At 68.1% G+C, this 23,002-nt stretch carries 18 protein-coding genes and 1 pseudogene; 11 read left to right on the top strand and 8 right to left on the bottom strand.

Going from position 1 to position 23,002, the window contains the following annotated elements; translation table 11 throughout:
• The first annotated feature begins 61 nt into the window (after positions 1-61).
• The gene (locus G6N34_RS13235; RefSeq protein ID WP_085157379.1) at positions 62-466 is read left to right on the top strand and encodes a DUF1304 domain-containing protein; all 405 of its coding nucleotides are present in this window, start codon (positions 62-64) and stop codon (positions 464-466) included.
• Here G6N34_RS13235 and G6N34_RS13230 read toward each other — a convergent pair.
• A complete protein-coding gene (locus tag G6N34_RS13230) occupies positions 408-728 on the bottom strand; it encodes a hypothetical protein (protein WP_133057830.1) in 321 nt (106 codons plus the stop codon). The two genes, G6N34_RS13235 and G6N34_RS13230, sit on opposite strands and share 59 nt — an antisense overlap.
• Before the next feature lie 136 nt (positions 729-864).
• Positions 865-4,371: a carboxylic acid reductase gene (gene car, locus G6N34_RS13225; protein ID WP_085157384.1), complete on the bottom strand. Its 3,507-nt coding sequence runs from the start codon at positions 4,369-4,371 to the stop codon at positions 865-867.
• Between the two features lie 229 nt (positions 4,372-4,600).
• Here car and G6N34_RS13220 point away from each other — a divergent pair, with 229 nt between their 5' ends.
• A complete protein-coding gene (locus G6N34_RS13220) occupies positions 4,601-5,269 on the top strand; it encodes a hypothetical protein (protein WP_085157386.1) in 669 nt (222 codons plus the stop codon).
• A 54-nt stretch (positions 5,270-5,323) separates the two neighbouring features.
• Positions 5,324-7,159 carry an AMP-dependent synthetase/ligase gene (locus G6N34_RS13215; protein ID WP_085157388.1) on the top strand — a complete coding sequence of 612 codons (1,836 nt, stop codon included), beginning with the start codon at positions 5,324-5,326 and terminating at the stop codon, positions 7,157-7,159.
• A gap of 35 nt (positions 7,160-7,194) precedes the next feature.
• Here G6N34_RS13215 and gabT read toward each other — a convergent pair whose 3' ends face one another.
• Positions 7,195-8,535 (bottom strand): 4-aminobutyrate--2-oxoglutarate transaminase, encoded by a 1,341-nt coding sequence (gabT, locus tag G6N34_RS13210; protein WP_109788700.1) that lies wholly within the window; start codon positions 8,533-8,535, stop codon positions 7,195-7,197.
• 204 nt (positions 8,536-8,739) lie between these two features.
• Here gabT and yajC point away from each other — a divergent pair, with 204 nt between their 5' ends.
• From yajC to G6N34_RS13180, 6 genes and pseudogenes are all read left to right on the top strand, one after another.
• Positions 8,740-9,063, top strand: coding sequence for a preprotein translocase subunit YajC (yajC, locus tag G6N34_RS13205; protein ID WP_085157392.1), 324 nt, complete (start codon positions 8,740-8,742; stop codon positions 9,061-9,063).
• 86 nt (positions 9,064-9,149) lie between these two features.
• A complete protein-coding gene (gene secD / locus G6N34_RS13200; protein WP_085157394.1) occupies positions 9,150-11,018 on the top strand; it encodes a protein translocase subunit SecD in 1,869 nt (622 codons plus the stop codon).
• A 3-nt stretch (positions 11,019-11,021) separates the two neighbouring features.
• On the top strand, positions 11,022-12,284 hold the full coding sequence (gene secF / locus G6N34_RS13195) for a protein translocase subunit SecF (protein WP_085157396.1): 1,263 nt from the start codon (positions 11,022-11,024) through the stop codon (positions 12,282-12,284).
• 2 nt (positions 12,285-12,286) lie between these two features.
• Positions 12,287-13,945 (top strand): ABC transporter substrate-binding protein, encoded by a 1,659-nt coding sequence (locus G6N34_RS13190; protein ID WP_109788701.1) that lies wholly within the window; start codon positions 12,287-12,289, stop codon positions 13,943-13,945.
• Between the two features lie 6 nt (positions 13,946-13,951).
• On the top strand, positions 13,952-14,482 hold the full coding sequence (locus G6N34_RS13185) for an adenine phosphoribosyltransferase (RefSeq protein WP_085157399.1): 531 nt from the start codon (positions 13,952-13,954) through the stop codon (positions 14,480-14,482).
• Positions 14,483-14,658: 176 nt separating this feature from the next.
• Positions 14,659-16,923 (top strand): annotated as a pseudogene (locus tag G6N34_RS13180) (RelA/SpoT family protein); the annotation flags it as partial.
• A 98-nt stretch (positions 16,924-17,021) separates the two neighbouring features.
• On the opposite strand, the gene G6N34_RS13175 reads toward G6N34_RS13180, so the two are convergent.
• Together G6N34_RS13175 and G6N34_RS13170 are read right to left on the bottom strand one after the other, a co-directional pair.
• Entirely contained in the window at positions 17,022-18,032 is a 1,011-nt protein-coding gene (locus G6N34_RS13175; RefSeq protein WP_085157403.1) for a peptidylprolyl isomerase, read from the bottom strand.
• Between the two features lie 7 nt (positions 18,033-18,039).
• Positions 18,040-18,936, bottom strand: coding sequence for a peptidylprolyl isomerase (locus tag G6N34_RS13170; RefSeq protein WP_085157405.1), 897 nt, complete (start codon positions 18,934-18,936; stop codon positions 18,040-18,042).
• 102 nt (positions 18,937-19,038) lie between these two features.
• On the opposite strand from G6N34_RS13170, the gene G6N34_RS13165 reads away from it, so the two are divergent.
• Positions 19,039-19,662: an MBL fold metallo-hydrolase gene (locus G6N34_RS13165; RefSeq protein ID WP_085157407.1), complete on the top strand. Its 624-nt coding sequence runs from the start codon at positions 19,039-19,041 to the stop codon at positions 19,660-19,662.
• A 13-nt stretch (positions 19,663-19,675) separates the two neighbouring features.
• Positions 19,676-20,947, top strand: a complete 1,272-nt coding sequence (gene hisS / locus G6N34_RS13160; RefSeq protein WP_234813123.1) for a histidine--tRNA ligase — start codon at positions 19,676-19,678, stop codon at positions 20,945-20,947.
• Here hisS and G6N34_RS28000 read toward each other — a convergent pair.
• The 3 genes from G6N34_RS28000 to urtD are packed head-to-tail and all read right to left on the bottom strand — an operon-like array spanning position 20,930 to position 22,985.
• On the bottom strand, positions 20,930-21,469 hold the full coding sequence (locus G6N34_RS28000; RefSeq protein WP_234813124.1) for a hypothetical protein: 540 nt from the start codon (positions 21,467-21,469) through the stop codon (positions 20,930-20,932). The genes hisS and G6N34_RS28000 overlap by 18 nt on opposite strands.
• A 43-nt stretch (positions 21,470-21,512) precedes the next feature.
• A complete protein-coding gene (gene urtE, locus G6N34_RS13150; protein WP_085157616.1) occupies positions 21,513-22,202 on the bottom strand; it encodes an urea ABC transporter ATP-binding subunit UrtE in 690 nt (229 codons plus the stop codon).
• Between the two features lie 6 nt (positions 22,203-22,208).
• Positions 22,209-22,985, bottom strand: coding sequence for an urea ABC transporter ATP-binding protein UrtD (gene urtD / locus G6N34_RS13145; RefSeq protein ID WP_085157619.1), 777 nt, complete (start codon positions 22,983-22,985; stop codon positions 22,209-22,211).
• Positions 22,986-23,002: the final 17 nt, after the last annotated feature.

Genomic DNA, 23,002 nt, shown 5'->3' with positions numbered 1-23,002 from the left:
GGACGGGTTCGGTGTCGAGAAACCAGGTCCCGGTCGACGGCCGTATGGCTACTGTGCACACATGGTGATCGCCGGACTGGTGTTCGCCGCCTTGGCGGCGCTGCTGCACGTGTACATCTTCGTGATGGAGTCGGTGACGTGGACGTCGCCGCGCACTCGCGCGACGTTCGGCACGACGCCCGAAGAGGCCGAGACCACCAAGGTGCTGGCCTTCAACCAGGGCTTCTACAACCTGTTTCTGGCCGTGGTCACGGTGATCGGCCTGGTGCTGGTGATCGTGGGGGACCGGGTGACCAGTGTGCCGTCGGTGTTCGGCGGCGCGGCACTGGTGTTCGCGGGCGTGGGGTCGATGGCCGCCGCGGCCGTGGTGCTGCTGATCTCGTCACCCGACAAGGCGCGGGCCGCGATCACGCAGGGACTTTTTCCCGTGCTTGCGATCGTGCTGCTGGCATGGGGCCTCGCATAGCGGACGGGTGGCCGAACGCGACTGCGGCGTCGCGGGCGAGGGATTTGGCCGCCGCGGAGTTGCCGGCCAGCGCGATGGCGTTCCAGAACAGCGACGGGATGCTCCACCAACCGAGGAGCTTGTTCTGCCGCTGTGCGCGGGCCAACTCGGCGCCGCACTGGGCGTAGGTGCCCCGGAACGTGTACGTCCGGGTGAACCAGACGAGCAGCAGTCCGACGTGCTTGGTGATGTGAACCTCGAAGACCGGCTGAGTGGTGATCATGCTGCAACTATTGCAAATAAACCGTAGCAATGCAACACAAAACCGTAGCGCCTCGTGAAACCACTATCTAGCTGGCCGGAAACGACGGACCGGGCACCCGTGGGAGCCCGGCCCGCAGTAGAAACTGTAGCGATTCTCAGAGCATCCCGAGCAGCTTCAGGTCCGAGATGTACTTGACGATGACGGCCCGGTCCACGTGCGGGATGTCCTTGTCGGGTCCGATCTTGGCGTCCTGGACGGCGGCCCGGAACGCGTCGGTCGGTGCCATCGCCCCGTTGAGTGGAGGCTGCGGTCGCTGGTAGTTGTGCAGCAGCGGCAGCAGCGAAGCCTGCCTCTGCTTGTCGGGCAGCGCCCGCAGGGACCTCTCGAACCGCTCGAGCCACTGGCCGTAGTCGGCGATCCGGCTCACGGGATGGCCGGCCTCGATCAGCCAGTCGACGTACTCGTCGAGGCCGATGCCGTCGTCGTACGGGTTCATCACGTGATAGGTGTCGAACCCGTCCACCACCCGGGAGCCCAGTGTGGAGATGGCCTCGGCGATGAACTCGACGGGCAGTCCGTCATAGTGCGCGCGCTGACGTGCGCCGTCGGGGCCGAGTTCGTAGAACGACCCGGGCGCGGTGCCCGTGGCCACCAGCGACAGCATCAGGCGGGTGAACATGTCGGGAAGGTTCAACTGGCCCGCGTAGGTGGTGTCGGCCAGGATCATGTCGCATCGGAACACCGACACCGGCAGTCCGCACAGGTCGTGGGCTTCGCGCAGCAGAACCTCACCCGCCCACTTGCTGTTGCCGTAGCCGTTGGCATAGCTGTCATCGACCCGGCGAACGGGGCTGATCTGACGAATGTCGGCCTGCTCCACGAACTTTCCGGGCTCAATCCCAGCGCCGACACCGATCGTCGAGACGTAGATGAACGGCTTGATCCGCGACGTCACGGCGATCCGGATGAGCTCGGCGGTGCCCAGCGCGTTGGGTGCGAACAGTTGGCTGTAAGGCAGCACGTGGTTGACCAGGGCGGCCGGATCCACGATGAGGTCGACGGTGTCGGCAAGCCGCTGCCAAGTCTGCTGGTCCAGGCCGAGGTTCTCCTCGCCCTTGTCGCCGGCGATGACCTCGAGGTGGTCGGCCGCCAGTTCGCGATAGTGCGCCAACAGGGTGGCGTCACCGCTGTCGAACGTGGCGTCCAAGCGGGCGCGGGCCGCGTCGTCGTCCTTGGCGCGCACCAGGCAGATGACCTTTCCGCCAACCAGATTCATGCGCTCGAGCCACTCCAGGGCCAGGTATCGGCCCAGGAAGCCGGTGGCACCGGTCAGCAGTACGGTCCGGATCTCGGAGGCCGGCCCCGGAAGTGTCGACGCTGCCGCGAGGACGGCGGGGTCGAGGAACTTGTCCAGGGTCAGGTCCGAGGCCTTCACCTCGGTCGCGTCGCGACCGTGCACCGCGTCATACGTCGGTCGCCTGCTGCCGCCGCTGCGCTGCTCGTCGACGAAGTCGGCGATGGCCGCAAGATCCGTTGCGGGACTGACGATCACGCCGACCGGGACATCGACACCGAAGATGTCGTGCAGCAGGTTGGCGAACGTCAGGGCCGACAGCGAGTCGCCGCCGAGGTCGGCGAAATGGGCGTCGGGTCGCAGGTCGGCGGCCGAGGCGCCCAGCAGCGCGCCCGCAGCCCGGCTCACGGTGTCGAGGGCGGGGCCCGCGCCGCCGGACACGCGCAGTTGGCTCAGTTCGTTTGCCTGCCCTTCGGCGAGGTCGACGTAAAGCTGCTCCAGCGCTGCGCCGTACCGCTCCTTCAGTCGCGGCCACGCCAGCTTGCGGATTCCCGTCAGCAGCCCGTTCTCCAGCGAGAAGGGCGTGGTCTCGATCAGGAAGTCGCGCGGAATCTCATAGGACTGGAGCCCGGCCCGGCGCGCCGCGGCCGTCAGGGACTCCGCGATGGCGGGTTTGAGTTCGGCAGCGTCATAACGGTTCTGGGCGTCTTCGGTGGGGACGACGATGGCCAGCAGGTATGGGCGTGCGCTGTTGCCGTACAGGTAGATCTGCTGCACCAGTGGGCTGTCGTTGTAGGCAGCCTCCAACTTCGACACCGTGACGAACTCGCCCTGTGACAGCTTGAGCACGTTGTTGCGCCGGTCCACATAGGCCAGCTGATCCGGTCCGATCTCGGCCACGATGTCGCCGGTGCGGTAAAAACCGTCCTCGTCGAACATCGCCGCGGTGACGTCGGGCCGCTTGTAGTACCCGGGGAAGAGCTGCTCCGACTTGACCAGAAGTTCACCGCGCGGATGCGGGACGTCGCTGCCGAAGTAGCCGAGATCGGGGACGTCGACGAGTTTGTAGTCGGTCACGGGAGGACGGCGCACATGCCCGTCGACGAACACCGCGCCGGCCTCGGTCGACCCGTAACCCTCGACCAGGTGCATATCGAGGAACTCCTCGACCCAGGCGTGCAGTTCGGGGGAGATGGGCGCCGAACCCGTGATGGCGGTGACGTGCCGATCGCCGAACAGCTTTCGGCGCAGATCATTTCGCACGCTCTCCTCGGCGGATGCGCCTTCGGTGGCCCGCCGGCGGTCCACCTGGCTGGTGCACTCCTGGAACAGCATGTCCCAGACCCTCGGCACGAAGTTCAACTGCGTCGGGTGCGTCAGTGCGAGGTCTTCGAGGAAGGTCGACATGTCGCTGCGAGCCGCGAAGTACGCGGTGCCGCCGCTGGCCAGCGCGCCGATCAGGACGCCTCGGCCCATGACGTGGCTCATCGGCAGGAAGCACAGCACGATGGTCGGGAACGCGCCCTGGTTCTCGTCGAAGTGCGAGTTCGCGGCGGCGCGCCACAGGTTGGCCACCTTTTTCTCGGGGTACATCGCGCCCTTGGGGGCGCCGGTGCTGCCGGAGGTGTAGATGAGCAGACCGAGGGGGTCCTCTCCGGGGCCGACGAGGCCGGGGCTGGGCGCTCCTGCGCCGCGCAGTTCGGCGTCTGCCAGCGGCTCGACGACGACGCCGAGGTCCGCGAGTTCGGACGTCGCCTTCTCCAAGGCTTCCCGGTGCGCATCGACCTGGGGCAGGTGGTCGAACACCAGGAGTCGTTGTGGCGCGGGACCGCTGCGGATGAGGGCGACGGCGTCGTCGAGCTGGTCGATGCTCGAGGCGATCAGGGTGGGTTCGGCCTCGGCGACGATGGGCTGCAGCGACGCCACCGCGGCGCTGGTCTGCATGGGCACGCTCACCGCCCCAAGCTGTCCGAGCGCGGTGTCGACCACGGTGTAGTCGATGCTGGTGAAGCCCAGGATCGCGACTCGATCACCGGGACGCACCGGGCTGTCCTGCAGGCCGGCGGCCAGGGCCGCGACGCGTTCCCAGAGTTGTGCGTAGGTGATGGTCGTGAACTTGGGCAGAAGTTCGGCCGACGTGCGTCCGGTCTGCGGGTCGGTGACGAACCGCACGTCGCGCTGGCCGAGGGCGGGACGGTCGGCGTACCCGCGCAGGACGGTCTCGACGACCTGCGGGAGGCGCAGATCGGGGGACGCGACGGCGGCGCTGACAGCCGCGTCGGGGCGGGCCGCGGCGAACTGCGGGTCGGTCGCATACAGGTTTTCGATGCGCTGGGCCAAGCGGCCTTCGCGAGTGTCGTTGGACATATCGGTCGTCCTTCAATGCGTAATCGATAGAAGTTTCGGGGGCGTGCGACGGTGCACACAGAAAACTACGTTAGCCGAACTAATGATATTCCCGGGAAGGTGCCTGCCGGCCTGGGAGTGTGCTGTGAATTGCCTGGCCAGGTGTGTCTCAGGTCACTGCGCAACGGTGCGGTTTCGGCGCACGGAGGCCGGGTACCCGCAGTTCAGACGACAGGAGAGGTGATCGATCATGCGTACGTATGACACTCCGGAGCATCCCCAGGGCGGGCGCCTCCACATCGCGCGCAGTCGCGGCGCAGCCAGTGGGCTGCTGCTGGTGCTGCTCGGTCTGTGGGGCGCACTGATCCCATTCGTGGGGCCGTATTTCGATTTCGCGTACTCACCGGATCGGCCGTGGGTGTGGACCGACGCCCGCGGGTGGCTGGAAGTGCTGCCAGGTGTGGTCGCCGTGCTGGGCGGGCTGATGCTGGCCATGTCCCGGAACCGGGCCACCGCCATGCTTGGCGGCTGGCTGGCCGTGGCCGCCGGCGCCTGGTTCATCGTCGGTCGTGCCTTCGCGACGATGGTCGATATGGGTGAGATGGGCGTGCCCGCAGCGGCCACGCCCGCCAAGACCGTCGTGCTCGAGCTCGCGTTCTTCTCGGGCCTGGGCGCGCTGATCGTGTTCCTGGGCGCGATGGCACTGGGCCGCGTGTCGGTCCGCAGCGTCCGCGATGTCGGCTATGTCCAGCGACAGGCCGTCGCAGTGGACGAGGCTGACGAGCAGGCGGCCCCGCTGGCAGCGCCGATGCCCGAGCAGCGCACCGAAGTCATTGAGAAGGAACCCGAACACCGCGGTGTGCGGAGCCGGCTCTCGGGCATGTTCGGTCGTCGGCACCACCACCCAGTGCCGCACTGACCTGACCTGCGCGATTCCGTATACGACCGGCGGTCGGGTTCCTAGAATCAGGCCATGGGGCACCTGCAACGGGCCGACGAGTCGCCGGACAAGACCAAGATTGAGAACCGGGCCTCCTCGGTGGCTCGACTGTTCGTCGATCGCGTCGCGGCCACTCCGCGGGCCGAGGCGTTCCGGTACCCCGACGGCAGTGGCTGGTCGAGTGTCACCTGGCAGCAGGTCGATGAGCGCGTCCGCCAGATCTCAGCGGGCTTGATCGCGCTGGGGATCGCTCCTGAGGACCGGGTCGCGCTGGCCTCCTCCACCCGATACGAGTGGGTCCTCGTCGACTTCGCCGTCATGTGTGCGGGTGCCGCCACGACCACGGTGTACCCGACCACCAACGCCCCCGACGTGGCGTTCATCGTCGCTAATTCGGGGAGCCGCATCGTGGTGGCCGAGGATCAGACCCAGGTCGACAAACTGATCGCGCACCGTGCCGAACTGCCCGGCGTGCAGAAGATCGTGATCATCGACGGCGTGGGCGACGGCGACTGGGTGATCACCCTCGACGAACTCGAGGCGCTGGGCAGGCAACTGCTCGCCGAGACCCCGGATGCGGTGGACGAGCGCATCCACAGCATCGGGCCCGAGCACCTGGCCAGCATCATCTACACCTCCGGCACCACCGGCAGGCCGAAAGGGGTGCGGCTCACGCACGGGGCGTGGACGTACACGGCTGCGGCCATCGACGCCCTGCAGATCCTCGGCCCGGACGACCTGAACTTCCTGTGGCTGCCGCTGGCGCATGCCTTCGGCAAGGTGATGCTGGCGCTGCCCCTGGCGATCGGGTTCCCGACGGCGATCGACGGTCGCGTCGACAAAATCGTCGAGAACCTCGCCGTCGTGCGTCCGACCATCATGGGTGCGGCCCCGCGCATCTTCGAGAAGGCACATGCCCGGATCGAGGGCATGGTCGCCGAGGAGGGCGGACTCAAGAAGCGGATCTTCGACTGGGCGATCGGGGTGGGCCTAAACGTGTCCCGGGCCAAGCAGGCCGGAGAGAGGCCGTCGCTGGCAACGTCACTCCAGTACAACGTCGCTGATCGGCTGGTGTTCTCCACAATCCGGGAGCGGTTCGGCGGCCGCCTGCGGTTCTTCGTCTCCGCGGCCGCGGCCCTGAACCGCGACGTCGCCCAGTGGTTCGACGCCGTGGGAATCCTCGTGCTCGAGGGCTATGGACTGACCGAGACCTCGGCGGCATCGTTCATCAACAGGCCCTACGCCTATCGGTTCGGCACGGTCGGCTGGGCGTTCCCCGGCACCGAGGTCGAGATCGCCGACGACGGTGAGATCCTGCTCAGGAGTCCCGGTGTGATGACCGGCTATCACGACCTGCCCGACGCCACCGCCGAGGCCCTCGAACCGGACGGCTGGTTTCACACCGGAGACATCGGTGAGGTCGACGCCGACGGCTTCCTGCGGATCACCGACCGCAAGAAGGACATGTTCAAGACCTCGCAGGGCAAGTACGTCGCGCCGTCCCCGATCGCGGCGACGTTCACCGGCATCTGTCCGTACGCCACGGAGTTCATCGTGTACGGCGAGGGCAAGCCCTACTGCACGGCGCTGGTCGGCCTCGACGCCGAGGCCATCACCGAATGGGCCGACAAGAACGGCTTGGGCGACAAGTCCTTTGGCGAGATCGCACGCGATGAGAAGACCCGGGAATTGATCGGCGGCTACATCGACACTCTCAACAAGGACCTCAACCGCTGGGAACAGATCAAGAGGTTCGCCATCATCGAACGCGAACTGTCCGTCGAGGCAGGCGATTTGACGCCGAGCATGAAGATACGGCGCAAGATCGTCCTGCAGAACTTCACGGACACCCTCGACGGCCTCTACTGACCCTCGAGCGGCTCGCGAGGTCGGCCTATCGGGCGCTACAGGTCGGAAAGGGCCTGCGCCAGCACGTCGAGGCCTTCGGTGAGCAGGTCGTCGCTGATCGCCAGCGGCGGCAGGAACCGCAGGACGTTGCCGTAGGTGCCGCAGGTCAGGACGACGACCCCCGCCGCATGCGCCGCGGCCGTGAGCCGCTTCGTCAGATCCGCGTCGGGTTCGGCGGTGCCTGACTTGACCAGTTCGACGGCGATCATGGCGCCGCGGCCACGGACGTCACCGATGCGGTCGTCGTCGGCCTGCAGGCGGCCGAGGCGGTCCTTCATCAATTTCTCGATCTGCTGTGCGCGCTCGACGAGTCCGCCGAGTTCGATCGTCTCGATGGTGGCCAGCGCCGCCGCGCAGGCGATCGGGTTGCCGCCGTAGGTGCCGCCCAGACCTGAAACATGAGGCGCGTCGACGATCTCGGCGCGACCGGTCACCGCCGACAGGGGCAGGCCCCCGGCGATGCCCTTGGCCGTCACGATGAGGTCGGGCTCGATGCCCTCGTGTTCACACGCGAACATTGCGCCCGTGCGGGCGAAGCCGGTCTGCACCTCGTCGGCGATGAACACCACGTTGTTGTCGCGGCACCATCGCAGCAGTTCGGGCAGGAAGCCCGGCGCGGGGACGATGAAGCCGCCCTCGCCCTGGATGGGCTCGATGATGATCGCGGCCAGGTTGGCCGCGCCGATCTGTTTGTCGATGACGCTCAGCGCGCGCTCGGCGGCCAGTTCGCCGTTGGTGCCCATCTCCTTGTCCACCAGACCGTCGCGGTAGGGGTAGGACAGGGGAGCGCGGTAGACCTCGGGCGCGAACGGCCCGAACCCGCTCTTGTAGGGCATGGACTTGGCCGTCAGCGCCATGGTCAGGTTGGTGCGGCCGTGGTAGGCGTGGTCGAACGCGACGACGGCCTGCTTGCCGGTGTAGGACCGCGCGATCTTGATGGCGTTCTCCACGGCCTCGGCGCCGGAGTTGAACAGCACCGAACGCTTCTCGCCCGACCCCGGGGTCAGCCGGTTGAGGTGCTCGGCGACCGCGACGTACTCCTCGTACGGCGTGACCATGAAGCACGTGTGGGTGAAGTCGCCGACCTGGTCTCGCACCGCGTCGACGACGCGCGGCGACGAACTGCCGATCGTGGTGACCGCGATGCCCGAGCCGAGGTCGATCAGGCGGTTGCCGTCGACGTCCTCGATGATTCCGCCCGCGGCCCGCGTGCAGTACACGGGCATCGTCGTGCCGATGCCGTGCGACACCGCGGCCGTCTTTCGTCTGCCGAGTTCGATCGATCGCGGGCCGGGGATCTCGGTCTTGAGCAGGCGGCTCTGTTCCAGGTCGGTCACGCGTAGAGCGTAATCCGTGGCCGCGCCGCCCAGAGCGAATCTGGGCGTCAGGACTGCCGTGGCGCGGGGACGGGGTGACCGGGGGGAGTCGCCGAGGTCTCGCAATGGCACACTGGTCCCTGACGAAACGCGTTGACCTGCTGCCATGCCCTGAGCTTTGTGGCGCCGTCTGACGCGAAAGCCTCGAAGAGAATCGGAACCGCCATGGAAATCGTGACCCTGCTACCGCTGTTCATCATCCTGGGCGCGTTCATGTTCTTTGCCTCTCGGCGCCAGCGTAAGGCCATGCAGGCCACCATCGACCTGCACGAGTCGCTGAGCATCGGCGACCGGGTGCACACCACCTCTGGCCTGCAGGCCACCATCACCGCGATCACCGACGACACGGTTGATCTGGAGATCGCGCCGGGCGTGGTGACGACGTGGATGAAGCTCGCGATCCGCGACAAGATCGAGCCCGATTTCGACACCGAGAGCGCGGCGACCGAGATCACCGACAGCGACACGTCCAACGACCAGGGGCGCTGACTCACATCTGATCAGGTCGGGCACGTACCCTTTGCGGTTGCGGGCGAACCGACCGCCCGCAACAGACTCTGAGGAGACGCATCAACGTGGCATCGTCTACGGCGCCGGTGCACCCGTACCGCTACCTGACGCTGTTTCTGGTCCTGCTCATCGGCGCGTATCTGCTGGTGTTCCTGACCGGGGACAAACAGGCCAAGCCCAAGCTGGGCATTGACCTTCAGGGCGGCACGCGGGTGACCCTCACTGCCCGCACCCCCGACGGATCGGCCCCCACCCGCGATGCGCTCCAACAGGCGCAGCAGATCATCGGCTCCCGTGTCGATGGCCTCGGCGTCTCGGGCTCCGAGGTGGTGATCGACGGCGACAACCTGGTCATCACGGTCCCGGGCAACGACGGCAGCGAGGCCCGCAGTCTGGGACAGACCGCGCGGTTGTTCGTTCGTCCCGTCGTCCAGGGTGTGCCGGTGGACCAGCTGAAGCAGGCCGCCGAGGGCCTCCAGGGTGGCGGTCAGCCCGGTCAGCCCGGTCAGCCCGGTCAGCCCGGACTGCCCGGTCAGCCGGGCCAGCCCGGACTCCCGGGCCTTCCCGGCGGACTCCCGGGTCTTCCCGGCGGTCTCCCGGGTCTGCCCGGCGCGCCGGCGCCCGGTGACCCCGGCCTGCCCGCTGGCCAGGCGCCTCCCGCGCCCGAGGCCCCGGCCCCGCAGCCGCGCCCGTACCCGCAGGAACCCGCGCCCAGCCCCACCGAGCCCACCCCGGCGCCCGAGAGCCCGGCTCCCACGCCCGCGCCCGCACCGAACGCCGGTGCTCCCAACGCTCCGGCGGGACCGCCCGATCCGCGCAAGGATCTGGCCGGCCGGATCAAGTTCGAGCAGCAGCTCCGGCAGAACACCAACCCGAACATCCTGAAGTTCCTCGCCGTGCCCTACGTGGCCGAGCGCTGCGGACAGGACGACGTGCTGGCAGGCAACGACGATCCAAACCTGCCGCTGGTGACGTGTTCGCAGGACGGCACCACCGTCTACCTGCTCGACAAGTCGATCATCAGCGGTGAGGACATCAAGAACGCCACGTCCGGCTTCGATCAGCAGGGCGCCCAGTACGTGGTCGACCTGGAGTTCACCGGCAAGGCCGTCGACACCTGGGCGGACTTCACCGCGGCCAACATCGGCACCCAGACGGCGTTCACGCTGGACTCGCAGGTGGTCAGCGCGCCGCAGATCCGCCAGGCGATCCCCGGCGGTCGCACGCAGATCACCGGCAACTTCTCCACCACCGAGGCGCGTGACCTGGCCAACGTGCTCAAGTACGGCTCGCTGCCGCTGTCGTTCGAGTCCTCGGAAGCCGAGACCGTCTCGGCCACCCTGGGACTGACGTCGCTCAAGGCCGGCCTGATCGCCGGCGCGGTGGGCCTGGTCCTGACGCTGCTCTACGCGCTGCTCTACTACCGAGCGCTGGGAGTTCTGGTCGCGGTGTCCCTGGTGGCGTCCGGTGCGATGGTGTACGCGATCCTTGTGCTGTTGGGCCGCTACATCGGCTACACGCTCGACCTCGCGGGCATCGCGGGTCTGATCATCGGTATCGGTATGACCGCGGACTCCTTCGTGGTGTTCTTCGAACGCATCAAGGACGAGATCCGTGAGGGCAGATCGTTCCGGTCGGCCGTGCCACGAGGCTGGGCGCGCGCCCGCAAGACGATTCTGTCCGGCAACGCGGTGAGCTTCATCGCGGCCGCGGTGCTGTACTTCCTGGCCGTCGGTCAGGTCAAGGGCTTCGCGTTCACGCTGGGCCTGACCACGATCCTGGACGTCCTGGTCGTGTTCCTGGTGACCTGGCCGCTGGTGTACCTGGCGTCCAAGTCGCCGACCATGGCCAAACCGGCGCTCAACGGACTCGGTGCAGTTCAGCAGATCGCGCGCGAACGCCGAGCGGCCGCGCATTCGGCGGGACGGGAATAGACGATGGCGACTGACGAAAACGGCACCACCGCAACGGATGTCGAGCTCACCGAGAGCAACGGCGACGAGCTGTCGGCAGCCGCCGCGGCCCAACTTCCGCAGCACGGGTTCTTCACCCGCCTCTACACCGGCACGGGTGCGTTCGAGGTCATCGGACGCCGCAAGCTGTGGTTCGCCGTCAGCGGCGCGATCGTGGCGATCTCGATCGCGGCGATCCTGATCCGCGGGTTCTCGTTCGGCATCGACTTCGAGGGCGGCACCAAGGTGTCGATGCCCCGGGGTGCAGGCGACAGCGCGGTCACCACCGAACAGGTGGAGACGGTGTTCAGCGACACCATCGGCACCGAACCCGAATCCGTGGTCATGGTCGGCGCCGGCGACTCGGCGACCGTGCAGATCCGGTCGGAGACCCTCGACAACGAGCAGACCGCGAAACTGCGGGACGCGCTGTTCGAGAAGTTCCAACCGCGCGGCACCGACGGTGAGCCCAGCAAGCAGGCCATCAGCGACTCGGCGGTCTCGGAGACCTGGGGCGGGCAGATCACCCAGAAGGCGCTCATCGCGCTGCTGGTGTTCGTCGTGATCGTGACGATCTACATCACGCTGCGCTACGAGAAATTCATGGCGATCTCGGCCATGGCGACGATGTTCTTCGACCTCATCGTCACGGCAGGCGTGTACGCGCTCGTAGGGTTCGAGGTCACGCCTGCCACCGTGATCGGCCTTCTGACCATCCTCGGCTTCTCGCTGTACGACACGGTCATCGTGTTCGACAAGGTCGAGGAGAACACCGAGGGCTTCGAGCACACCACCCGGCGCACGTACGCCGAACAGGCCAACCTCGCGGTGAACCAGACGTTCATGCGGTCGATCAACACAAGCCTCATCTCGGTGCTGCCGATCGTGTCGCTGATCGTGGTCGCGGTGTGGCTGCTCGGCGTCGGCACGCTCAAGGACCTGGCGCTGGTGCAGCTGATCGGTGTCATCGTCGGTACGTACTCGTCGATCTTCTTCGCCACGCCGCTGCTGGTGACTCTGTTCGAGCGCACGGAGAAGGTGCGCAAGCACACCCGCAAGGTGCTGCGTCGTCGCGAGCGTCTGGCCGGCAATGCCGCGGACGCCGACAGCGACGCCACTGAGGACGAGGACAAGCCCGAAAAGGCGCTGGCGGCCAAGCCCGCGGCCGGGAGTAAGCCGTCGCGTCCGTCGAGGCCGGCGCAACGCAGCGGCCGACCGAGCGGCAAGCGGAACACCCGACGGTCCTAGTCGTGTCGACAGCGGTGTCCAGGCGACGACGGATCACCGCCGCGGTCGCGGCGGGAGTGCTGGCTGCGGGGCTGACGTCGTGCGGCACGGGTGCGGAGGCGGAGATTGACTACGCCGTCGACGGCACCCTGACCACCTACAACGTCAACACGGTCTCCGGCGCGGCGTCGGCGGGGCCGCAGGCCTTCGGGCGCGTGCTCACGGGCTTCGGCTACCACGGACCGGACGGACAGGTGGTCGCCGACCACGACTTCGGGTCGGTGTCGGTCGTCGGCCGCGAGCCGCTGGTGCTGGACTACCAGATCGCCGACAACGCGGTGTACTCCGACGGCAAGCCGGTCACGTGCGACGACATGGTGCTCGCCTGGGCCGCGCAGTCGGGACGTTTCCCGGCGTTCAACGCGGCCAGTCGGGCCGGCTACATCGACGTCGCCACCATCGACTGCGCACCCGGCCAGAAGAAGGCCCGGGTCGCGTTCGCGGTGGACCGCAACTTCTCCGAGTTCAACCAGCTGTTCACGGCGACGACGATGATGCCCGCGCACGTCATCGCCGACCAGTTGGGCCTCGGTGAGGGCGGTGTCACGACCGCGGTGCAGTCCGGCGATCAGGCCAGGGTCGCGCCTATCGCACAGGCGTGGAACACGGTGTGGGACCTCAAGCCCGGCATCGACCTCAAGAACTTCCCGTCCTCGGGCCCGTACCGGCTTGAGGAGGTGCGCGAGGACGGTTCGATCGTCCTCGTCGCCAACGAGCGTTGGTGGGGCCAGGACCCGGTGACCCCGCGCGTGACGGTCTGGCCGCGCAGCACCGACGTGCAGGACCGCGTGAACGACGGCACGTTCGACGTGGTCGACGTTGCGACGGGTTCGTCGGGAACCCTGACCACACCGGACGAGTACGACCGCACCGACTCGCCGGCGGCGGGCATCGAGCAGTTGATCTTCGCGCCGCAGGGCCCGCTGGCACCGGTGCCGGCCCGTCGCGCGCTGGCGTTCTGCACGCCGCGCGAGGCGATCGCACGCAACGCCGAGCTTCCCATCAGCAATGCCCGTCTCAACCCCGCGGCTGAGGACGCCCTGACCCAGGCCGAGAATGTCCCGGAGGCCGGCCAGTTCATCACCGGCAACGTCGGTGCCGCGCGGGACGCACTGGACAACCGCCCGCTGACGGTGCGGATCGGGTATCAGACACCCAACCCCCGCCTCGCCGCGACTGTCGGCGCCATCTCGAAGGCGTGCGAACCCGCGGGGATCACCGTGCAGGAATCCGCAGGAGCGGACATCGGCCCACAGGCGCTGCTCGACGGGCGGATCGATGTCCTGATCGCGAGCACCGGGGGCGCGACCGGGTCCGGTTCGGCCGGTGTCTCGTCCATCGACGCCTACACGCTGTTCGGGCCCAACGGAAACAACCTGTCGCGGTACGCCAACGGCCAGATCGACGGCATCATCAGCGCACTCGCGGTCACCGTGGACCCGAAGGAACAGGCCCGGCTGCTGTCCGAAGGTGCCCCGGTGCTGTGGGCTGACATGCCCACCCTGCCGCTCTACCGTCAGCAGCGCACGCTGCTGACATCGAAGAAGATGTATGCCGTGAGCAGTAACCCGACCCGATGGGGCGCAGGCTGGAACATGGACCGCTGGGTGCTCAGAAAGTGACCCGCCATGACTGAGCTGACCATCAGTGAACTGGTCCGATCGCTGACCCGAGAGGTCCCCGACTTCCCCGAGCCGGGAATCCAGTTCAAGGACCTCACGCCACTGCTGGCCGACCGCGCGGGCCTGGCCGCCGTCACGGCTGCCCTCGCCGAGGCCGCGGCCGGGGCCGACCTGATCGCGGGTGTCGACGCCAGGGGCTTTCTCTTGGGCGCCGCAGTCGCGACACGGATGGGCACCGGTGTGCTGGCGGTCCGTAAGGGCGGCAAGCTGCCGCCGCCCGTACACAGCGAGCAGTACGCACTCGAGTACGGCACCGCGACACTGGAGATCCCGGCCGAGGGCATCGATCTCGCGGGCCGCTCGGTGTTCATCGTCGACGATGTCCTGGCGACGGGCGGCACGCTGGCCGCGGCCCACCGCCTCCTGGAGCATTGCGGGGCCCACGTACCGGGTGCCGCGGTCGTATTGGAACTGTCGGCCCTCGACGGACGAGGCGTCGTGGCGCCGCTGCCGGTCACCAGCCTGCACCTGATCTGACGCGGGACAGCAGGCCCCGGTGAGCACGCGGACGATCAGGACTAGTCTGGGGACCTTCGGGGCGTTGCTCGAGCGTGGGAGGTGACGGCGTGAGCGAGGAGCAGAAGTCGGTCGCGGCCGTCGAGCCGAGTCCGTCGTCGGTGGCGCCCGCCGAGTCCACTCCTGAGAACACGCGCGGATCCAGCAGCGCCTCCCGCCGGGTGCGCGCACGCCTGGCGCGGCGGATGACATCGCAGCGCAGTGCGATCAACCCTGTGCTCGAACCGCTGGTGGCGGTGCACCGCGAGATCTACCCCAAGGCCGATCTGGGCCTGCTGCAGCGCGCGTACGCGGTGGCCGAGGAGCGCCACGCGACCCAGATGCGCAAGTCCGGCGACCCGTACATCACGCACCCGTTGGCGGTGGCCAACATCCTCGCCGAACTGGGCATGGACACCACCACGCTGGTCGCGGCACTGCTGCACGACACCGTGGAGGACACCGGCTACACACTTGAGGCGCTCAAGGCCGAGTTCGGTGAGGAGGTCGGCCATCTGGTCGACGGCGTCACGAAACTCGACCGCGTGGTGCTGGGCACCGCGGCCGAGGCCGAGACCATCCGCAAGATGATCATCGCGATGGCCCGCGACCCCCGGGTGCTGGTGATCAAGGTCGCCGACCGCCTGCACAACATGCGCACCATGCGGTTCCTGCCGCCGGAGAAGCAGGCCCGCAAGGCCCGCGAGACCCTGGAAGTCATTGCGCCGCTTGCTCATCGGCTCGGTATGGCCACGGTCAAGTGGGAGCTCGAGGATCTGTCGTTCGCGATCCTGCACCCCAAACGCTACGAGGAGATCGTGCGCCTGGTCGCCGACCGGGCACCCTCACGCGACACCTATCTGGCCAAGGTGCGTGCCGAGATCGTCGCGACGCTCAATGCGTCACGGATCAGCGCGACCGTCGAAAGCCGGCCCAAGCACTACTGGTCGATCTATCAGAAGATGATCGTCAAGGGTCGCGACTTCGACGACATCCACGACCTGGTCGGCGTCCGCATCCTGTGCGACGAGATCCGGGACTGCTATGCGGCGGTCGGTGTCGTGCACTCGCTGTGGCAGCCCATGGCGGGCCGCTTCAAGGACTACATCGCCCAACCCCGGTTTGGCGTCTATCAGTCGCTGCACACGACCGTCGTCGGTCCGGAGGGCAAGCCTCTGGAGGTGCAGATCCGCACGCGGGACATGCACCGCACCGCGGAATACGGCATCGCCGCGCACTGGCGCTACAAGGAGGCCAAGGGCCGCAACGGAGCGCCCGCACACCACGCTGCCGCCGAGATCGACGACATGGCGTGGATGCGGCAACTGCTCGACTGGCAGCGTGAGGCCGCCGACCCGGGGGAGTTCCTCGAATCGCTGCGTTACGACCTTGCGGTGCAGGAGATCTTCGTATTCACGCCCAAGGGCGACGTGATCACGCTGCCCGCCGGATCCACGCCCGTGGACTTCGCCTACGCGGTGCACACCGAGGTGGGGCACCGCTGCATCGGCGCGCGGGTCAACGGACGTCTGGTGGCCCTGGAGCGCAAGCTCGAGAACGGCGAGGTCGTCGAGGTGTTCACCTCGAAGGCCCCCAACGCCGGGCCATCCCGTGACTGGCAGGGCTTCGTGGTGTCGCCGCGGGCCAAGGCCAAGATCCGGCAGTGGTTTGCCAAGGAGCGCCGCGAGGAGGCGCTGGAGTCCGGTAAGGACGCCATCGCTCGCGAGGTGCGTCGCGGCGGACTTCCGTTGCAGCGCTTGATGAACAGCGAATCCGTGGCGGCACTCGCGCGCGAGTTGCGCTACACCGACGTGTCGGCGCTCTACACCGCGGTCGGCGAGGGGCACATCTCCGCGCGGCACGTGGTGCAGCGCCTGATCGCCCAACTCGGCGGGGCCGACGACGCCGAGGACGAGATCGCCGAGCGGTCCACGCCGTCGAACATCCCGGTGCGCCAACGCAGCAACGACGACACCGGTGTCGCGGTGCCGGGTGCTCCGGGCGTGCTGACGAAGCTCGCCAAGTGCTGCACGCCCGTGCCCGGCGACTCCATCATGGGGTTCGTCACACGAGGTGGCGGCGTCAGCGTGCACCGCACCGACTGCACCAACGCGTCGTCCCTGCAGGAGCAGTCCGAGCGCATCATCGAGGTGCATTGGGCGCCCGGGCCGAAGTCGGTGTTCCTGGTCGCGATCCAGGTCGAGGCGCTGGACCGGCATCGACTGCTCTCCGATGTGACCCGCGTGCTGGCCGATGAGAAGGTCAACATCCTGTCCGCGCAGGTGACCACGTCGGACGATCGCGTGGCCATCAGTCGGTTCACGTTCGAGATGGGTGATCCCAAGCATCTCGGGCACGTGCTGAACGTGGTGCGCAACGTCGAGGGCGTCTACGACGTCTACCGGGTCACCAGCGCCGCCTGAGCCGCCGGTATCCCGTGAGCGTGCATGTTGGTACGCAACACACCGCGGCACAACGTACAAACGCCCCGCAAGCGGGGACCCCAGCCCGTTCGCCAGTTCTACTGCAGCCGAATCGACTTCACCGTCACCGGTTGCTCGGGCGGCCCGTCCAGGTTGCCGCCCTTGACCCCGGCCTCGGCCACCTCGTCGATCGTCGCCATGCCGGTCTCATCGATTGACCCGAACACCGTGTAGGTCGGCGGCAGCACCGAATCGGCGTACAGGATGAAGAACTGGCTGCCGTTGGTGTCCGCGCCCGCGTGGGCCATCGCGACGGTGCCCCGGGGGTAGAGAACCAGATCACGCAGTGCCGCAGAATCTTTCGGATACTGATTGGTGGGGTACTCGCTGGCGAAGGTGTACCCGGGGCCTCCGCGTCCGGTGCCGGAGGGGTCACCGCACTGCAGCGCCGACAGCGACCGATTCGCGGTCAGCCGGTGACACCGGGTGCTGTCGAACCAGCCCTGCTGCGCGAGGCTCACGAAACTGTTGACCGTGCACGGGGCCTTCTGGTTGTCGAGGGTCACGCCGATCGCACCCCGGTCGGTGTCGATCGTGACCTCGACGGTGCGCGGCTGGGTGGGGACCCGGCCCTCCCGTGGAGGTTTCGCCGGACGGGCCGGGGCGCCGTCGGCGGCCGGGTAGGTGCACGCCTCGCCGAGACCGGCGGGTGGTGCGAAGGACGGCAGTGCCGGAATCGACGGATCGGGCACGGGCGCCGCGGTGTAACTCGGGCCGCGGTCGTAGTGCGAGTTCCGGCCGGATTCCTTGATCAGCAGCAGCGTCAACACCATGAAGAGGATCAGGCCGAGAATCACCAGCGTCGTCACCAGATACCCGATGATGAGCCCGGCGATCGCCATACCGCGGCCCTCTTCGTGGCTGCGTTTGATCTGGTGCAGGGAGATGTGCCCGAACACGATGCCCAGGGGCGCGAACACCAGTGAGGTCACCAGGGCCGCAACGGCCATGCCGTTGGTGGGCCGCTTCGGCGGTGCGCCGTAGGGGTGCAGATACGGGTCCGCCCACCCCGAAGGTGGTGGACCCGGCGGGGTGGGCGGATACGTCATCGTCGGGTCAGTCCAGCTGGATCGAGGTGATCTTGACCTCGTCGACGGGGGCGCCGTCACCCGCGCCGCCGGCCACCCCGGCCGCGCCGATCCGGTCCAGCGTGGCCAGTCCGGTCTCGTCGATCGTGCCGAACACCGTGTACTGCGGCGGAAGCTGGGAGTCCTGGTACACCAGGAAGAACTGGCTGCCGTTGGTGCCGGGCCCGGCGTTGGCCATCGCGATGGTGCCGCGCGGGTACAGCACAGGACTCTGCGCGGCGGGGCTGCCGACGGGGTACTGGTCGGTGGGGTACTCGTTGGCGAACTCGTAGCCCGGGCCGCCCGTGCCCGTGCCGGTCGGGTCGCCGCACTGCAGCACCGACAGGCCCGGAGTGGTGGTCAGCCGGTGGCACACCGTGTCGTTGAAGTAGCCCTGCTGGGCCAGGCTCGCGAAGCTGTTTACCGTGCACGGCGACTTCGCGTTGTCCAACTGCAGGCCCAGGTTGCCCTCGTTGGTGGCCATGCTGACGCTCACCTGCGCCGGTTCGGTGGGCACCTTGCCGGTCCGCGGCGGGGTGTTGGGCTTGCTGGCCTCGCCGCGCGCCGGGTACTGGCAGTTGGCGCCGGTGTTCGCCGACGGGGTGAACGGCGGCAGCGCGCCGTCGACAGGCGGCTCGGATGGCGGTGCGTCGGGCGTGGCGAACGGGTCGGCGGACGTCTCCGTGGCCGACGCCACCGAGTCGCTGTCCTTGTCCTTGCGATTGACCAGAACGACCGCGACGATGGCGCCGATCACCAGCACCGCAGCCGTCACACTCGCGATGATCGCGAGCATCCGTCGTCGTTTCGCCTGCTGTTCCTGACGCTCAAGCTGCTCTTCGAGTCTGCGCCTGGCGGCCTCACGCCGTTCTTCGTTCGTCGGCACTGCCGATGCCCTCCAACTCTCACCTGTGAATCTGCCGCCCCCGAGTGTGCCAGCCGCGACTGGGCGCGGGCGGGTCGACCCGCTGGTGAGAGACTGTTCGTCGTGCTGATCACGGGGTTCGCGGTGGGTGAGTTGGAGACCAACTGCTACCTCGTGGCGCCCAGGGCGGGGGGAGAGGCCCTGGTGATCGATCCGGGGGAGAACTCGGTCCTGACCTTGGAGTACTACTTCGCGGCCAACGACCTGACCCCGGCGGCGGTGCTGCTCACCCACGGCCACCGAGACCACGCGGCGATGGCCTACGACCTGTGCGCGGCCTGGGATATCCCGGTCTACCTGCACGCCGCCGACCACGACCTGCTGACCGACCCGCCCGAAATCATCCTCGACCCGCCGAGCCGGCTCAGCATCGCCGGTGTCGACGTCGAGGTGGACCACACGCCCGGCCACACCGCGGGATCGGTGGTGTACCGGGTGGCCGCCGACACCGACGAGGGCCCGGCGGCCGTCGCGTTCACGGGCGACACGCTCGGTTTCCGCACCGTCGGGCACCCTGGCTGCGCCGGCGGTCACAGTGAGGACCCCGCGATGCTGTTGGATTCGATCGCGGCTACATTGCTGGTGCTCGATGACGACACCGTGGTACTACCGGGGCACGGCACGTCGACCACGATTGGTGGCGAACGTCGATTCAACAAGCACCTGCGCGACAATGAACACCCATGAAGGATCGGACTGCGTGAGCGACTCAGCGGCTTTTCAAGGACCCAAGGGCGTCCCGGACTACCTGCCGCCCGACTCGGCGCAGTTCGTCGCGGTGCGGGACGGCCTGCTCGACGCCGCCCGGCGTGCCGGCTACGGCGACATCGAACTGCCGATCTTCGAGGACACCGCCCTCTTCGCGCGTGGCGTCGGCGAGTCCACGGATGTGGTCTCCAAGGAGATGTACACCTTCGCCGACCGCGGCGAGCGCTCGGTCACGCTGCGGCCCGAGGGCACCGCGGGTGTGATGCGCGCCGTGATCCAGCACGGACTCGATCGCGGCGCCCTCCCGGTCAAGCTGTGCTACTCCGGCCCGTTCTTCCGGTACGAGCGGCCTCAGGCCGGCCGGTACCGCCAGCTCCAGCAGGTGGGTATCGAGGCGATCGGCGTCGACGACCCCGCACTCGACGCCGAGGTGATCGCGGTCGCCGACGCCGGATTCCGTTCGCTGGGGCTCGACGGGTTCCGGTTGGAGATCACGTCGCTGGGCGACGACACGTGCCGGCCCGCGTACCGCCAACTGCTGCAGGACTTCCTGTTCAAGCTCGACCTCGACGAGGCGACTCGCAAGCGCGCCGAGATCAACCCGCTGCGGGTGCTCGACGACAAGCGCCCCGATGTGCGCGCGATGACGGCCGACGCGCCGGTGATGCTCGATCACCTCTCGGAGTCGGCCAAGGCGCACTTCGACACCGTCCTCGCGCACCTCGACGCACTCGGCGTGCCCTACGTGGTGAACCCTCGGATGGTGCGCGGCCTGGACTACTACACCAAGACCACCTTCGAGTTCGTGCACGACGGTCTCGGCGCCCAGTCGGGAATCGGCGGCGGCGGACGGTACGACGGCCTGATGAGCCAACTCGGCGGGCAGGACCTGTCCGGCATCGGGTTCGGCCTGGGTGTCGACCGCACCGTGCTGGCCCTGGCGGCCGAGGGCAAGTCAGTGGGCGCGACGTCCCGCGTCGACGTCTTCGGCGTACCGCTGGGGGAGCAGGCCAAGTCGGTGCTCGTCGTGCTGGCCGCCAAGCTGCGGGCGGCGGGCGTGCGCGTCGACCTCGCCTACGGCGACCGCGGCCTCAAAGGTGCGATGCGTGCCGCGGACCGCTCGGGAGCGGTGCTCGCGCTGGTGGCCGGTGACCGCGACATCGAGGCGGGCACCGTCGGTGTCAAGAACCTCGGTTCCGGTGAACAGGTCGACGTCGCGGTGGATTCCGTTGTCGCCGACGTGCTTTCACGCCTGTCGAACTGAGGCCGTCGCGGCGTCGGTGAGCACCGCGTCGACGTTTCCGATGCCGCCGTCGAACGGGTTTCCGCGCTTGAGCACCCGCACGCCGCCGGGAGTGATCGCGACGAGCTTGGGTGAACTCGACGTCATCTGCATCCGCCGCTCGAACCGCACCTGATCGAGGCCGACCAGGGCGCCGCCCGCCGAACTGAACAGGCCGCGCTTCCGGTCGAGCACGGCCACGGTGCGGCACTGCGGCAGGGGCAGCGACCGTCGCCGCCGAATGGTCCGCACCAGCCAACCGGCGGCACCGGCCGCGATGACCCCGACGGACAGGAACGCCACCGCCGCCAGGGTGGGCAGTACGCCGCCCACGAGGGCGACGATGCCGATGCCGCCCGTGACGAGCGCCAGGATGCCCAGCACGAACGCCGCCGTGGCCGGCGTCCCGGTGTTGCGGTCGAAGACGATGACGCGCTGGCCCTCCTCGGCCACCACGAGTGCACCGGTGTCGGTGAGGATCCGGAAGTCGTCACGTGAGTCCATGTGCGCAGCCTGCCAGTTGAGGGCTTACTGCGCGGCCGATATGTCAGATCGCCATGGCCGCGCGCACGTCCTCCTCGGAGGCCGAACCGCCCGTGCCCGAACTGGTCACCCGACCGGCCTCCAGGATGTAGTACTGCTGCGCCGACTCGAGGGCGAACCCGATGTGCTGTTCGACGAGCAGCACGCCGAGGTCGCCGCGCTGCGTGAGCGCCGTGATCGCCGCCTCGATCTCGGCGACCACCGACGGCTGAATGCCCTCGGTGGGTTCGTCGAGGATCAGGGTCTTGGGCGAGGTGATCAGGGCGCGCGCGATGGCCAACTGCTGGCGCTGTCCACCCGAGAGCAGACCGGCCCGGCGGGTCAGCAGTTCCTTGAGCGCCGGAAAGAGGTCCAGCTGCTCGTCGATCAGCTTCTTGCCGTTCTTCCGGCCGTCCGCCACCACCTGAAGGTTCTCGGCGGTCGTGAGCTGGCCGAAGGACTGCTGGCCCTGCGGCACATAGGCCAGGCCGCGGGCCACGCGTGCCGACGGGCGCAGCTTGGTGATGTCCTCGCCCTCGAACAGCACCTTGCCCGACGTGCACTTGAGCAGGCCGACCGCGGTGCGCAGCAGCGTGGTCTTCCCGGCGCCGTTGTGTCCCATGACCGCGGCGACCCCGTCGGAGGGCACCTCGAGGCCCACGCCGTGGATGACCTCGGATCGGCCGTAGCCGCTGCGTACGTCGACCAATTGCAGGGTCACTCAGGTCTCCTCGATCAGTTCGTCTGGGATTCCGTCGGCTCCGGCCGCCGCGGTGCCCAGGTACACCTCCTGGACCTTGGGATTGGCCTGGACTTCGGCGACCGTGCCCTCGGCGATCACCTGGCCGCGTGCCAGCACCGTCACCGACGTCGCGAAGGCCCGCATGAAGTCCATGTCGTGTTCAACCACGACCACGGTGCGCTCGGCGCCGATGCGGCGCAGAAGGTTTCCGGTCTCCTCGCGTTCCTCGGCGCTCATACCCGCCACGGGTTCGTCGAGCAGCAGCACGTCGGCGTTCTGCACCAGCAGCATGCCGATCTCGAGCCACTGCTTCTGGCCGTGCGCCAGGACGCCCGCGGGTTTGTCGGCCAGGTCCGTCAACCCGATCGTCTCGAGCGCCTCCTCGATCGCGGGCAGCACACCGCTGCGTCGCCGCAGCAGCGTGAGCCAGGACCGACCGGCCCCCGCAGCGATGTCGAGGTTCTGCAGCACGGTCAACTGCTCGAACACCGAGGCGGTCTGGAAGGTGCGACCCACGCCGAGTCGGGCGATCTGGTGCACCTTCTTGCCGATCAGTTCCACGCCGGACTTGCTGATCGACCCCGTCCCGGAGACCAGTCCGGTGATCGCGTCGATGACCGTGGTCTTACCGGCTCCGTTGGGGCCGATCAGGAACCGCAGATCGCCCTGGAACAGGGTCAGATCGACCTCGCTGACCGCCTTGAATCCGTCGAAATCGACTGTCAGGCCGCGTACTTCGAGGTACTCGGTACCCATCCCGACGTTGCCGCCCG

It is taken from the genome of Mycolicibacterium confluentis (genome assembly GCF_010729895.1).
GTDB lineage: Bacteria > Actinomycetota > Actinomycetes > Mycobacteriales > Mycobacteriaceae > Mycobacterium > Mycobacterium confluentis.
This window is presented reverse-complemented; position numbering and strand designations above follow the sequence as displayed.

Bases quoted from the DNA above. Each gene is read 5' to 3' on its own strand.
- G6N34_RS13235 (WP_085157379.1), top strand. From the start codon at position 62: ATGGTGATCGCCGGACTGGTGTTCGCCGCCTTGGCGGCGCTGCTGCAC.
- G6N34_RS13230 (WP_133057830.1), bottom strand. From the start codon at position 728: ATGATCACCACTCAGCCGGTCTTCGAGGTTCACATCACCAAGCACGTC.
- car (WP_085157384.1), bottom strand. From the start codon at position 4,371: ATGTCCAACGACACTCGCGAAGGCCGCTTGGCCCAGCGCATCGAAAAC.
- G6N34_RS13220 (WP_085157386.1), top strand. From the start codon at position 4,601: ATGCGTACGTATGACACTCCGGAGCATCCCCAGGGCGGGCGCCTCCAC.
- G6N34_RS13215 (WP_085157388.1), top strand. From the start codon at position 5,324: ATGGGGCACCTGCAACGGGCCGACGAGTCGCCGGACAAGACCAAGATT.
- yajC (WP_085157392.1), top strand. From the start codon at position 8,740: ATGGAAATCGTGACCCTGCTACCGCTGTTCATCATCCTGGGCGCGTTC.
- secF (WP_085157396.1), top strand. From the start codon at position 11,022: ATGGCGACTGACGAAAACGGCACCACCGCAACGGATGTCGAGCTCACC.
- G6N34_RS13185 (WP_085157399.1), top strand. From the start codon at position 13,952: ATGACTGAGCTGACCATCAGTGAACTGGTCCGATCGCTGACCCGAGAG.
- G6N34_RS13175 (WP_085157403.1), bottom strand. From the start codon at position 18,032: ATGACGTATCCGCCCACCCCGCCGGGTCCACCACCTTCGGGGTGGGCG.
- G6N34_RS28000 (WP_234813124.1), bottom strand. From the start codon at position 21,469: ATGGACTCACGTGACGACTTCCGGATCCTCACCGACACCGGTGCACTC.
- urtD (WP_085157619.1), bottom strand. From the start codon at position 22,985: ATGGGTACCGAGTACCTCGAAGTACGCGGCCTGACAGTCGATTTCGAC.